Source organism: Saccharopolyspora sp. MMCC62, assembly GCF_057736575.1.
The window spans coordinates 1-12,458 of sequence record NZ_JBYKCM010000015.1 but is presented as its reverse complement, the minus strand read 5'-3'; the positions used below and the strand labels follow the sequence as shown (position 1 = coordinate 12,458).

General features: G+C 73.2%; 13 protein-coding genes. 7 read left to right on the top strand and 6 right to left on the bottom strand.

The features are described from left to right. The first annotated feature begins 22 nt into the window (after nt 1-22). From AC29IT_RS26580 to AC29IT_RS26565, 4 genes are all read left to right on the top strand, one after another. Entirely contained in the window at nt 23-295 is a 273-nt protein-coding gene (locus AC29IT_RS26580; RefSeq protein WP_488220476.1) for a hypothetical protein, read from the top strand. Nucleotides 296-670: 375 nt separating this feature from the next. Further along, entirely contained in the window at nt 671-1,915 is a 1,245-nt protein-coding gene (locus AC29IT_RS26575; RefSeq protein ID WP_488220544.1) for an ABC transporter substrate-binding protein, read from the top strand. After that, nucleotides 1,912-2,823: a carbohydrate ABC transporter permease gene (locus tag AC29IT_RS26570; RefSeq protein WP_488220475.1), complete on the top strand. Its 912-nt coding sequence runs from the start codon at nt 1,912-1,914 to the stop codon at nt 2,821-2,823. Before AC29IT_RS26575 ends, AC29IT_RS26570 begins: the two co-directional genes overlap by 4 nt. Further along, entirely contained in the window at nt 2,820-3,647 is an 828-nt protein-coding gene (locus tag AC29IT_RS26565; protein ID WP_358433266.1) for a carbohydrate ABC transporter permease, read from the top strand. Before AC29IT_RS26570 ends, AC29IT_RS26565 begins: the two co-directional genes overlap by 4 nt. Nucleotides 3,648-3,820: 173 nt before the next feature. Here the strand turns inward: AC29IT_RS26565 and AC29IT_RS26560 are convergent, their stop codons facing one another. Together AC29IT_RS26560 and AC29IT_RS26555 are read right to left on the bottom strand one after the other, a co-directional pair. Beyond that, nucleotides 3,821-4,474: a response regulator gene (locus AC29IT_RS26560; protein WP_358433263.1), complete on the bottom strand. Its 654-nt coding sequence runs from the start codon at nt 4,472-4,474 to the stop codon at nt 3,821-3,823. 23 nt (nt 4,475-4,497) lie between these two features. Next, nucleotides 4,498-5,895 carry a sensor histidine kinase gene (locus AC29IT_RS26555; RefSeq protein WP_488220474.1) on the bottom strand — a complete coding sequence of 466 codons (1,398 nt, stop codon included), beginning with the start codon at nt 5,893-5,895 and terminating at the stop codon, nt 4,498-4,500. 148 nt (nt 5,896-6,043) lie between these two features. Between AC29IT_RS26555 and AC29IT_RS26550 the strand changes: the two genes are divergently transcribed. Further along, the gene (locus AC29IT_RS26550) at nt 6,044-6,943 is read left to right on the top strand and encodes a CPBP family intramembrane glutamic endopeptidase (protein WP_488220473.1); all 900 of its coding nucleotides are present in this window, start codon (nt 6,044-6,046) and stop codon (nt 6,941-6,943) included. A gap of 40 nt (nt 6,944-6,983) precedes the next feature. Here AC29IT_RS26550 and AC29IT_RS26545 read toward each other — a convergent pair whose 3' ends face one another. Next, on the bottom strand, nt 6,984-7,778 hold the full coding sequence (locus AC29IT_RS26545; RefSeq protein WP_358433256.1) for an acetoin reductase: 795 nt from the start codon (nt 7,776-7,778) through the stop codon (nt 6,984-6,986). A gap of 175 nt (nt 7,779-7,953) precedes the next feature. Between AC29IT_RS26545 and AC29IT_RS26540 the strand changes: the two genes are divergently transcribed. Continuing rightward, complete coding sequence (locus AC29IT_RS26540) at nt 7,954-8,973, top strand: CobW family GTP-binding protein (protein WP_358433253.1); 1,020 nt, start codon at nt 7,954-7,956, stop codon at nt 8,971-8,973. Between the two features lie 70 nt (nt 8,974-9,043). Here AC29IT_RS26540 and AC29IT_RS26535 read toward each other — a convergent pair whose 3' ends face one another. Together AC29IT_RS26535 and AC29IT_RS26530 are read right to left on the bottom strand one after the other, a co-directional pair. Continuing rightward, entirely contained in the window at nt 9,044-9,805 is a 762-nt protein-coding gene (locus tag AC29IT_RS26535) for an MBL fold metallo-hydrolase (RefSeq protein ID WP_488220472.1), read from the bottom strand. Nucleotides 9,806-9,897: 92 nt separating this feature from the next. Then, entirely contained in the window at nt 9,898-10,539 is a 642-nt protein-coding gene (locus AC29IT_RS26530) for a carbonic anhydrase (RefSeq protein ID WP_358433247.1), read from the bottom strand. Between the two features lie 421 nt (nt 10,540-10,960). Here AC29IT_RS26530 and AC29IT_RS26525 point away from each other — a divergent pair, with 421 nt between their 5' ends. Beyond that, nucleotides 10,961-12,088, top strand: a complete 1,128-nt coding sequence (locus AC29IT_RS26525; protein WP_358433244.1) for an NDMA-dependent alcohol dehydrogenase — start codon at nt 10,961-10,963, stop codon at nt 12,086-12,088. Nucleotides 12,089-12,161: 73 nt separating this feature from the next. Here AC29IT_RS26525 and AC29IT_RS26520 read toward each other — a convergent pair whose 3' ends face one another. Next, nucleotides 12,162-12,263 carry an aromatic-ring hydroxylase C-terminal domain-containing protein gene (locus AC29IT_RS26520; RefSeq protein ID WP_488220471.1) on the bottom strand — a complete coding sequence of 34 codons (102 nt, stop codon included), beginning with the start codon at nt 12,261-12,263 and terminating at the stop codon, nt 12,162-12,164. Nucleotides 12,264-12,458: the final 195 nt, after the last annotated feature.

The following is a 12,458-nucleotide window of genomic DNA, read 5'->3' as shown; positions in this document are numbered from 1 at the left end:
CCCCACCGATGAGGAGAACGCGATGGACACCGAACGAACCGCCCCAACCGCATCCCCCGTCCCCGTCCGCTACCGCGTCGGGGTCGTCGGGGAGTCGCGGCGGGTGGTGCACCCGGCCGTGCTGGACGGCACCCGGTACCTCGCCCGGTGCGGTGAACCGCTGCCGGTGTCCCAGGTGGAGGTGGAACGCGACGGCATGCCGTGCATGAAGTGCGCCGCACTGCTGTCCCTGGTCACGCCCGCACCCGCGCTGCACGGCGCGCCGATGGTGGGCGGCGTGGTCGACGCCGCGTGATCGCGGCTCCCTGAACTCGGCCCGCGCACCGCTCCCCGACCGGTCGCGGGCCGTGGCCCGACGGGCGCCGCGCCACCCCTCCCCCAGCGGTGCGCGCCCGGACGGGCCGACGGGCGAGCGGGAGCACCGTCCCGCTCCCGCTCGCCCTCCCCGGCGGTCCGGCCGGAATCGTGCCCCCGAGATCCGGCCGGGCCGCCACCCCATCGAGTGATCACGCTGAAGGCGGGCGGGGCGGTTGCGCTGGCGCGTTCGGGCCCCGCCCGCCGACGACCACGCTGTGGGAGCGGTTGACCTGCGCGATCTTGCGTCTTAGCGTCATCCGCCGTGCGCAGAACGACTTCGCGGGTGTCCTCGGCGCGGCTCGGCGGACCGGGGTTGTCCCGGCGGTCGCTGCTGGCCGGTATCGGCCTGGGCGCGGTCGGGTTGACCGCCGCCGCCTGCGGCTCCAACACGGGGCGCGGCGGCTCGGCGCCCGGCTCGTTGCAGCAGTGGTACCACGCCTACGGCGAGGACGGCGTGCACGAGGCCGTGCAGCGCTACGCCGCCGAGTACCCGCAGGGCGAGGTCTCGGTGCAGTGGAACCCCGGCGACTACGACTCGAAGATCGTCACCGCGTTGCAGAACAGCGCGGTCCCCGACGTGTTCGAGGCGCAGGTCAAGGTCGACTGGGTGCGGCAGAACCAGGTGGTGCCGCTGGACGACGTGCTCGGCGACGCCCGCGACGACTTCCCCGAGCAGGTGCTGGCGACCGCCACCGTCGACGGGCGGCTGTACGCGATCCCGCAGGCCGTGGACACGCAGGTGCTGTTCTACCGCAAGAGCAGGCTCGCCGATGCGGGCGTGCGCCCGCCGCAGACCGTGGACGAGCTGATCGACGCGGCGAAGCGCCTCGACTCCGCCACCGGCCGCGGCCTGTTCGTCGGGAACGACGGCGGCGTCGGCGTGCTCGCCGGGCCGCTGCTGTGGTCGGCGGGTCTGGACTACCTCACCCCCGACCAGCGCGGCACCGGGTTCGACGATCCGCGGGCGGCGGTCGCGTTCGGGAAGCTCGCCGAGCTCGCCGACGGCGGCGGGCTGCTGCTCGGTGCGCCCGCCGACTGGTCCGATCCGAGCGCGTTCATCGACGGGCTCGCGGCCATGCAGTGGACCGGGTTGTGGAACGTGCCGAAGATCGCGGCCGCGCTCGGCGACGACTTCGGCGTGCTGCCGTTCCCGCGCCTCGACTCCCAGGGTGCGCCGTCGGTGCCGATCGGCGCGTACGGCGCGGCGGTCAACGCGCGGAGCTCGGACGTGACGGCGGCGAAGGACTTCGTGCGCTGGCTGTGGGTCGACCGCACCGACCACCAGCTGGAGTTCGCCACCGCGTTCGGCTTCCACCTGCCCGCCCGCGACGGCCTCACCGGCCGGGCGGCGGAACTGCGCACCGGCCCGGCCGCCGACGCGGTGCGCTACACCCGCGAGCACGCCCACCTCGTCGGCGGTCCGATGTGGACTTCGGCGGCGAACTCGGCGATGTCCGACGCGCTGTTCCGCATCGCCCGCCAGGGCGCCGATCCCGTCGCGGAGACCCGGAAGATCGTGTCCACTTCGGACGCCGAGTTGAAGCGCCTGCACGGGTGAACGCCCGCACCCGCCGCGACGCCCGCGACTTCTGGCTGTTCGTCGGGCCGCTGCTGCTCGGGCTCGTCGTGTTCGCCTACGTGCCGATCGGGTGGAGCCTGTACCTGAGCTTCTTCGACGCCCGCAACACCGTCACGCCCGAGGTGTTCGTCGGCGTCGACAACTACGCGGCGATGCTGAGCGACGAGGCGTTCCTCGCCTCCCTCGGCACGTTCACCGCGTTCGCCGCGGGCATCGTGCCGCTCACCTACGCGGCCGCGCTCGCCCTCGCGCTCGCCGTGGACCGGGTGCCGGTCGCGAAGGCGTTCTTCCGGTCGGTGTTCTTCCTGCCGTTCGCCTGCTCCTACGTGGTGGCCGCGCTGATCTGGAAGACCTCGCTGTTCCCCGGGGTGAGCTCCGGGCTGGTCAACAGCGTGCTCGGCGCGTTCGGCGTCGAACCGGTGGCGTGGACCGGCACCGCCGACCCGCCGCTGTACTGGATCGTGCTCATCACCGCGCGGCTGTGGCTGCAGCTGGGCTTCTACATGCTGCTGTTCATCGCGGCGCTGCAGCGCATCCCGCGGCACCTGTACGAAGCGGCGTGGCTGGACGGGGCGAAACCGGGCTGGCAGGTGTTCCGGCACATCACGCTGCCGCAGCTGCGCGGCACCAGCGTCGCCGTGGTCCTGCTGCTGCTCATCGGCGCGTTCCAGGCGTTCGACGAGTTCTACAACATCCTCGGCGACGCCCGCGGTTACCCGCCGTACGGGCGGCCACCGCTGGTGTACCTGTACTACACGGCGCTCGGCTCCGGTGGCCAGGACCTCGGCCGCGGCAGTGCGGGCGCGGTGATCCTGTCCGTGCTGATCGCGGTGGTGACGCTGGTGCAGGGCAAGGTGTTCGGCTTCGGCACCGGGCGGCAGCGGTGAGGCGCGGCGCGGCCGCCGCCGTCCGCTGGAGCGCGCTGCTGCTCGCGGCGGTGCTGTTCCTGCTGCCGTTCTACCTGCTGGTGCGCAACGGGCTCGCCACCCGCGAGGAGATCACCTCCCCGCACTGGACGTTCTGGCCCGCCCACCCGCGCTGGGAGAACATCACCGACCTGCTGTCCGGCACCGACGTGCCGTTCGCGCGCAGCCTGCTCAACTCGCTGGTGATCGCCGTGCTGCAGACCGCCGGGTCGCTGGTGCTGTGCGCGGCCGCCGGGTACGGGCTGGCGCGCATCCCCTACCGGCGTTCGGGGACGGTGCTGGGCGTGGTGGTGGCGACGCTGCTGGTGCCGACCTCGGTGACGTTCGTGCCGAGCTTCGTGCTGGTGTCCAGCCTCGGCTGGCTCTCCGACCTGCGCGGGCTCGTGGTGCCCGGGTTGTTCAGCGCGTTGAACGCGGTGCTGTTCCGGCAGTTCTTCCTCGACTTCCCCGGTGATCTGGAGGACGCGGGCCGCATCGACGGGCTCGGGCGGTGGGGCGTGTTCCGGCGGATCGTGCTGCCGAACTCCACCGGGTTCCTGGCGGCCGTCGCGGCGATCACGTTCATCGGCAGCTGGAACTCGTTCCTGTGGCCGCTGGTCATCGCGCAGGACTCGTCGTCGTGGACGGTGCAGGTGGCGCTGTCCGCGCTGCTCACCGCGCAGAATCCGCAGCTGAACCTGCTGTTCGCGGCGGCGGCGCTGTCCATCCTGCCGATCGTGCTGCTGTTCGTCGGCTTGCAGCGCTTCCTGGTGCGCGGAGTCACCGAGACCGGCGTCCACGGCTGACCCGAGCGGGAAACCGGCGCGTCACGGCGGTGACATGCGGCGGGTCGACACTGGGCGTCCACCCCTTCCGCGGAGAGGACCGGACATGCCGCACCTCGTGGGAATCGCCGCCGTGATCACCGCCGGGATCGCCGGGTTCTGGGCCGGTTACCGGTTCGACGCGGGCCTGCCGGTCAGCGGCCGGCCAGGAGCCCCGCTTCGTGCGCGATGATCGCGGCCTGGACGCGGTTGGTGCAGTCGAGCTTGGCCAGCAACCGGCTCAGGTGCGCCTTCACGGTGCCGATCGCCATGTGCCGCCGCTGCGCGATCTCCGCGTTGGACAGGCCCGCACCGACCTCGCGCAGCACTTCCAGCTCGGCCTCGGTGAGCTCGGCGAGCCGCCGCCGCGCCGGTTCCGCCGCGTCCGGGGCGAGCAGGTGCTGTTCGATGAGTCCGCGGGTGATCTGCGGCGCGAGGATCGGCTCCCCCGCCGCGACCTCGCGCACCGCGTGGATCAGCTGCGCCGGGCCGGTGTCCTTGAGCAGGAACCCGCTCGCCCCCGACCGCAACGCCCGCGCCACGTTCCGATCGTCGCCGAACGCGGTGAGCACCACGCTGCGGGTGCGCGGCGACTCGCGCGCGATGCCCGCGACGGCGGTGATGCCGTCGCCCCCGGGCATCTGCACGTCCAGCAGCGCCACGTCGACCTGCTGCCTGCGGCAGGCGGCGACCGCGGCGGGTCCGTCGGACACCTCCGCGACGACCTCGACGTCGTCGGCGTTGTCCAGGATCAGCCGGATTCCGGCGCGCATCAGCGTTTCGTCGTCGGCGATGAGCACTCTGATCATGCGCACACGGTAGCCGCCCGCCGTCAGAGCTCGTAGAGCATCGCGAACAGCAGCACCAGCACCACCAGCAGCATCGGCACCGCCAGCACGAGCAGCAGCACCCCGGCGCCGAACATGCGCGGAGTGGTGAGCACCTCCGCCTCCTGCACCGGCGGCCGTTCCCGCACCGGCGGTTCCGGTGGTGGCGCCGCGGGCGGATGCGCGGGCAGTGCCGCGTGCACCGCGAAACCGCCGTCCGCGGCCGGCCCACCGGTGAACGTGCCGCCGAGCATCCGGGCGCGCTCCTCCAGCCCGGCGAGCCCGCTGCGCAGCCCGCGCGCCGGGGCGTCCGGGGCGGCGACCGGCGCGTTGCGCACCCGCACCGACACGGGGTCCGCGGCCGACACCTCCACGACCGCCGCGGCGCCCGGCGCGTGCTTGTGCGCATTGGTGAGCGCCTCCCGGACGATGCGGTGGACCGCGTGCCGCACGCGCGGGTCCACCTCGTCCAGGTCGGGGCCGTGCCAGTGCAGGTCGACCGGCATCCCGGCGGTGCGCGATTCGGCGACGAGCCGTTCCACGTCGGCGCGGCGGCCGCTGCTGTCGTCGCGATCGGCGGCACCGGAACGCAGCACGCCGAGGATGCCGCGCAGCTCGGCGAGCGCCTCGCCCGCGGTGGCGCGCACGAACTCGGCCTGCTCGCTGACCTCGGGCGCCTTCTTCGCCGCCGACAGCTCCAGCGCCCCGGCGTGCAGCGACAGCAACGACAACCGGTGGCCGAGCATGTCGTGCATCTCGCCCGCGATGTCGGCGCGTTCGGCGCTGCGGGCCTGCTCGGCGGTGAGGTGCCGGACGCCCTCCAGGTAGTCGTTGCGCTCCTGCAGCAACCGCACCAGCGGCTGCCGGGTGCCGAGCAGCCGCCCAGCGACGACGGGCACCACCAGCAGCACCACGATGCCGCACAGCAGGAGCAGGGCGTCCTCGCCGCTCATCGGGGCGACCGGCCGCAGCAGGGCCTCCTCGACCGCGCCCAGGACGACCGTGACCAGCACCGCCGCCCACAGCAGGGCCGCGCTGCGCGTCCTCCTGCCCGCGGCGAACGCCAGCACGGGCAGGATCAGCACGCTGAGCACCGCCTGGCTGAACGACAGCGCCAGCAGGGCCACCGTGGGCCAACGACGCCGCGCCGGGACGAGCACCGCCGCCCACAGCGCGTAGAGCACGGCCAGCGGCACCGACGGCCGCGGTTCCGGCACCAGTTCGAGCGGCGTGTTCAGCTGGATCACCAGCCCGGCGGCGAACAGCAGCGCGCAGCACGCCGATTCCGCCAGCCGCACGCGCCGCGGCGCCGCCCGCACCGCGTCCCACGTGAGCCGCGGCTCCGCGGCGACGCGCGCCGCCAGGCCGCGCAACGACGGCCGTCCCATCCCCAAGAGCACCATCCGATCATCGTCCCGGACGGCCGGCGGCGGAAGCACCGGGTGGCCAGGACATCGTGTCCGATCGACCAGCACGCCGGGCCGGTCGACCGACGATCCGGGACGCGAACGGCACCAGACTCGGCGGCACGTTCCCGAGGAGAGGACCCGGATGCTCCAGACCGACCACGACACCAGGACTTCCCGTCCCGGCGGTGGAATTCCGTACCACCTGCTGCAGCGCACCTCGCGGCACCGCTGGTGGCGCACCCTGCTCGGCTTCCCGTTGCTGGGGCTGCTCGCGCTCGTGTCCGTGGCGCTGGCGGCGGGCGCGCTCGCCGGGCTGGCGGCGCTGGCCCGGGTCGAGCAGCACGACTTCACCTTCGCCGACCCGATGTGGGAGTACGCCGCCGGATTCCTGGTCGTCGCCGCGCTCCTGCCCGCCGTGCTGCTCGCCGCGAAGTGGGCGCACCGCCGACCGGCCGGAACCCTGTCCAGTGTGGAGAGACGACTGCGGTGGGGATGGCTGGCGCGCTGCACCGGCTGGGCGCTCGCCGGGTTCGCAGTGGTCACGGCGTTCGGCCTGACCCGAGGTGAGCCGTGGCTCGCGGCGCAGTGGCCTGGGATCGCCCGGTACGCGTTGGCGGCGCTGATCACGCTCGCCGTGGTACCGCTGCAGGCGGCCGCCGAGGAATACCTGTGCCGCGGATTCCTGCTGCAGTCCTTCGCCTCCTGGTGGCGCACCCCGTGGCCCGGCGCGGTGCTCACCGCGGTGCTGTTCGTCGCGTTGCACGAGTACGACGATCCGCTGGTGCTGGCCGACCTGTTCGTGTTCGCGCTGGCGACGAGCTGGCTGACCGTGCGCACCGGCGGGCTCGAAGCGGCGATCGCGCTGCACGTGGTGAACAACGCGTTCGGCATGCTGATCGCCTGCACGCAGGGCGTGCCGAGCATGGAGCAGTCCGGGGACTTCGCGGCGTGGGACGTGCTGCCGACGACCGCGCTGACCGTGGTCTACGCGTGGTGGATCGACCGGCTGGCGCGGCGCCGCGGCATCGCCCGGACGGCCTGATCCCGGCGGGCTCGCCGGGAGCCCGCCGGAACCCGCGCGGTCAGGAGAACTGCACGCCGCCGTCGATCATCACGGACTGCCCGGTCATGTAGTCCGAGTCCGGGGAAGCCAGGTACGACACGAACTTCGCCACGTCCTCCGGCACCGACACCCGGCCCAGGTGGATCAGCTCGGAGTACTTCTCGATCGCCGCGCCCTTGCGCAGCCCCTCGTTCTCGGCGAGCTTCTCGTCGATGTGGTCCCACATCGCGGTGCCCACGATGCCCGGGCAGTAGGCGTTCACGGTGATGCCGTACTGCGCCCACTCCATCGCCGCCGCCTGGGTGAGTCCGCGCACCGCCCACTTCGACGCCGAATACGGGCCGAGCAGCGGGAACGGGCGGTAGCCGACGATCGAACACGCGCCGATGATCTTCCCACCGCCGCCCTGCTCGATCATGCGCCGCGCGGCCGCGCCGTAGCACAGGTGCACCCCGCGCAGGTTGATCGACATCAGGTGGTCGAACTCCTCCGGGGTGACCTCCAACAGGGGTTTGACGTGCGCGATGCCCGCGTTGGCGATCATCACGTCGAGGGACCCGAGATCGGCGGCGACCTGCGCCACCATGCCGTCCACGGCCTGCGCGTCGGACACGTCGGCGAGGGCGACCGTCGAACGGCGGCCCAGGGACTCGACCTCCGCGGCGACCGCCCGGGCGGCCTCGGCGTTCGCCGGGATGTCGTTGATCGCGACGTCCAGCCCGTCGGCGGCGAGCCGCAGCGCGATGCTCTTGCCGATGCCCTGCCCGGCGCCGGTCACCAGCGCGTTCCGCGGCGTCGTTGCCTGCCCGCTCATGTGAAGACCTCCGTGTTCGTGTCCCAGGTCACTCGACCCGGCGACCCGAATGCTGCGGGACCGGGCGCCCCCGCCCAAGGCCCGTTCTCACATGCTGACAACGGCACCGTCCGCACCCGGGCCGCGCGGGGCCGGTAGGTTTCCCGGCGGGCGGACGCGGAGGAGGTCGATTCCGGTGGCGGGCAGGAGCATCCCGGTGGTGCTGGTCGCGGGATACCTGGGCTCGGGCAAGACGACGCTGCTCAACCACCTGCTGGCGACCGCGGGCGGCACCCGCATCGGCGTGGTGGTCAACGACTTCGGCAGCATCGGCATCGACGCGATGAGCGTGGCCGGGCAGGTCGATTCGATGGTGTCGCTGGGCAACGGCTGCCTGTGCTGCGCGGTCGACGCGAGCGGGCTGGACGCGATGCTGGAGCGGCTGGCCGAACCGAGCGCGGGCATCGACGTGATCGTCGTGGAGTGCAGCGGCCTCGCCGATCCGCGCGCGCTGATCCGGATGCTGCTGGCCGGCGAGAACCCGCACACCCGCTACGGCGGGCTCGTCGACGTGATCGACGCCGCCGAGTTCGACGACACCGTCCGGCGCCACCCCGAGTTCGCCACCCACCTGCGGTTCGCCGACGTGGCGGTGCTGAACAAGGTCGACCGGGTCGGTGCGGCGGAGCTCGCCGCGCTGCGCGACCGGATCACCGCCGAGGCACCGGGAATCCCGCTGCTGGAGGCCGAACGCGGCCAGGTCGACCCGGCGTTCCTGTTCGACCGCCCGGAACGGCCCGCCGACACCGGGCCGCGCCAGCTGTCGTTCACCGACCTGCTCGCCGAGCACGACTGCGCCGAGCACGCGCATTCCGCCTACCAGAGCGTGGCTTTCGAATCCGATGAGCCGGTGGATCCGCGGGCGCTGCTGGCGTTCCTGGACTCGCGGCCCGCCGGGCTGTACCGGATGAAGGGGCCTGTCCACTTCGGACTCCCGGGGTACCGGCAGCGGTACCTGCTCCAGACCGTGGGCAACTACGTGCGCTTCCACCGGACGCCGTGGCCCGCGGGCGAAACGCCCCGCACCGCGCTGGTCCTCATCGGCACCGGCCTGGACGAACCCGACCTGCGGGCCCGCTTGGCGGCGTGCGCCACGGGCTCCCCCGTCGAGGGCGCCGACTACGCGATGCTCCCCGTGCTGCGCTACATCACCTGATTCCCACCCGGGTGAATGGCCCATGGGGCCGTTCACAGCGGGCGAATGGGCCATTCACCTGGGGTCGCGGTCAGCGGAAGGTGCGGGCGGCGTTCTCCCGAGCCGCGCCGAGGGCCTTGTTCAGCGAGCCGGTGCGCAGCGGGCCGTGCCCGGGGAGCAGGACGTCCGCGCCCAGGCCTTCCAGCGCGTCCAGCGATTGCAGGGCCCGGGCACCGTCGTGGTGGAACATCGGCAGCAGCATCTGCGGCCCCTCGGCCCGCGAGGTGGGGTGCGCGGTGATCACGGCGTCCCCGCTGATCACCACCCCGCGCTGCGGCAGGTGGAAGGCGCTGTGCCCGGAGGTGTGGCCGTGCGTCGGCACCGGCACCGGTCGTCCCGGCAGGTCCAGCGCGCCCTCGCGGGGGAACGGTTCGGCGGTCGGGATCGCGCACGACTTCAACGCCCCGGCCCGCACCACGTGCGCCGCCCACGGCAGCACGCCGGGCCGCCACGCGTTCGCGAGGATCTGCTTCGGCGAGACCTGCTGCAGGTACTCGCGCTTGGCGTGCGCGACCTCCACCCGGTCCAGGTACACCGGAATGCCGTACTTGACGGCCAGGTGCGGCAGCGAGCCGATGTGGTCGACGTGCGCGTGGGTGACGAGCACCGCTTCCACGTCCCGCATCCGGTGGCCGACTTCGCGGACGGAGGCCTCCACCGCGTCGGCGTCGTCCGGGTAGCCGCCGTCGATCAGCGTGACCGAGTCGTCCTCGACGAGGATCACCCAGTTGCTGCTGCTCCCGTGGACCAGGTACGTGCCGTCGGCGGCCTGCACGACGCGGCTCTCGCTCATCAGGATCCCCTCCCGGGACGATCATGCCGCATCGGCGTCCGGGCGGGACAGCGCGGTCGGGGCGCCGGTTCCGGCCCGGCGCCCCGCCGGTACTAGTTCACGACCAGGTGCTCGCCGAGTTCGCCGTGCGCGGCCACCAGCCGGACCGTGCCCTCCTGCAGCCGGTAGGACAGCCCGGCGACGGCGCAGCTGCCGTCCGCGACCTTCGCGGCCAGCACCGCCGAGCGCTCCACCAGGAAGTCGCAGGTCTTGCGGATGTGCTCGTCCACGATGTCGTCGATCTCGGTGGTGCCCGCGGCACGGGCGCTGAGCACGCTCGGGTAGACGCGCTCCACCACGTCGCGCACGAACCCGGTCGGCGAGTTCCCGTCGACGTAGGCCTGCGACGCGGCGGTGACGGCACCGCACGAGTCGTGGCCGAGCACCACGACGAGCGGCGCGCCGAGCACGCCGACGCCGTACTCGATGCTGCCGAGCGCCTCGGCGCCCGCGACGTGCCCCGCGGTGCGCACCACGAACAGGTCACCCAGTCCGCGGTCGAAGATGATCTCGGCGGCGAGCCGGGAGTCGGAGCAGCCGAACATCACGGCGAACGGCGTCTGCCCGGGCGCCAGCGCGGCCCGGTGGTCGGCGTCCTGGTTCGGGTGCAGCCGCTCCCCGTCCACGAAGCGGGCATTGCCCTGGATCAGCAGATCGAGGGCCTGGGCCGGGGAGTCCGGGTCGTTGAAGGGCATGTGCAGCAAGCTACCCGAGGTCAGGCGCCCGCAGCCGTGGGCGCGATCACGATCGGCCGGGTTCGCCGCGGCCGGGACGAAGTGCCACCGGCCGGTTGCGGAGCGCGACCGGCGGTCCCCCGGCCATACGCTGTTCGGACCAGCGCACGATCCGCCGCTCCGGTCCGGCCAGCACATCCGATCGCGGATCAGCAATGCGCCGAACGGGCGGATTCCGCCTGCCACGACGGGGTTCCACTCACCCAGCGGAGTCCGCGCCGCCCGGTTGACCTGCCGCTACGACCCATGACACGGTCTGCATGAGATTCAGGTCACCCGTGGCCGCGGCGCGCAGGGTCCTGCGCCCGGCCCGATGCCGACGACGCCATCGCATTGCGGCGGGCCAGCGCTGTCCGCCGACGCCTCGCGGGAGGAACGAATCGTGCAGACCAAGGCCGCCCTTCTCCACGAACCGGGCCAGGACTGGGCCATCGACGAGATCGACGTGGGCGATCCGGTCGCCGGGGAGGTGCAGCTGCGGCTCGCCGCGACCGGCCTCTGCCACTCCGACGAACACCTGCGCACCAACGCGATGCCGGTACCGCTCTACCCGGTGCTCGGCGGCCACGAAGGGGCGGGCGTGGTCACCAAGGTCGGCGCCGGGGTCACCGGCCTGCAGGAGGGCGACCACGCGGTGCTCGGGTTCATCCCGGCCTGCGGGGTGTGCCGTCCGTGCTCGGCGGGCATGCAGAACCTTTGCGACCAGGGCGCCGGGCTGCTCACCGGGCAGGCCATCTCCGACGGCACCCACCGGGTGACGCACCGCGGGCGGCCGGTGGCGCCGATGTGCCTGCTGGGCACGTTCGCGCCGTACGTGACGGTCAACCAGTCCAGCGTCATCCGGATCGAGGACGACATCCCGCTGGAGACCGCGGCGCTGCTGGGCTGCGGCGTGTCCACCGGCTGGGGGTCGGCGACGGAGATCGGCGCGACGCGCCCCGGCGACACCGTGGTGATCGTCGGCGCGGGCGGCATCGGCATCAACGCCGTGCAGGGCGCCGCCGCCGCGGGCGCGCGGTTCGTGGTCGCGGTCGACCCGGTGGAGTTCAAGCGGCAGAAGGCCGTCGAGTTCGGCGCCACGCACACCTTCGCCTCGATGGCGGCGGCGCTGGAACCGCTGCGGGACATCACCTGGGGCAGCCTGGCGCACACCACGATCCTCACCGTCGGCGAGCTCCAGGGCGATCAGCTGGCCGAGGCGCTGGCGATCACCGGCAAGGGCGGGCAGGTGGTGGTGACCGCGCTCGCCGACATGACCGCCACCGACGCGAAGATCGGCATGTTCGAGCTGACGCTGCTGCAGAAGCGCATCCAGGGCGCGATCTTCGGCGGGGCGAGCCCGCGCACCCAGGTGCCGCGGCTGCTGGAGCTGTACCGGCAGGGCCGGTTGAAGCTGGACGAGCTGGTGACCCGCACCTACTCGCTCGACGAGATCAACAAGGGCTACGAGGACATGCGGGAGGGCAAGAACCTGCGCGGCCTGGTCCGCTACACCGACGCGGACTGGTGAGCCGCCGCACGACACCGGGCCTGCCGCACGTGTGCGGCAGGCCCGTTCTCCGTCGTGCCCCGGGGCGCTCCCGCTACGCCGGGTCGCCCGCCCACCGGTGCAGCGCTTCCGGCAGACCGGGCGCACCGGCGGCGTCCGCGGCCCAGGCGACGATCCCGTCGGGCCGCACCAGCACCCCGACCGGTCGGCCGGGCGCGTCCGGTGCGTCGGGCCCAGCCGGTGCGTCGGGCCCAGCCGGTGCGTCGGGCCCAGCCGGTGCGTCGGGCGCAGCCGGTCGGCCGGGCACAGCCGGTCGGCCGGGCACAGCCGGTCGGCCGGGCACAGCCGGTCGGCCGGGCACAGCCGGTCGGCCGGGCACAGCCGGTCGGCC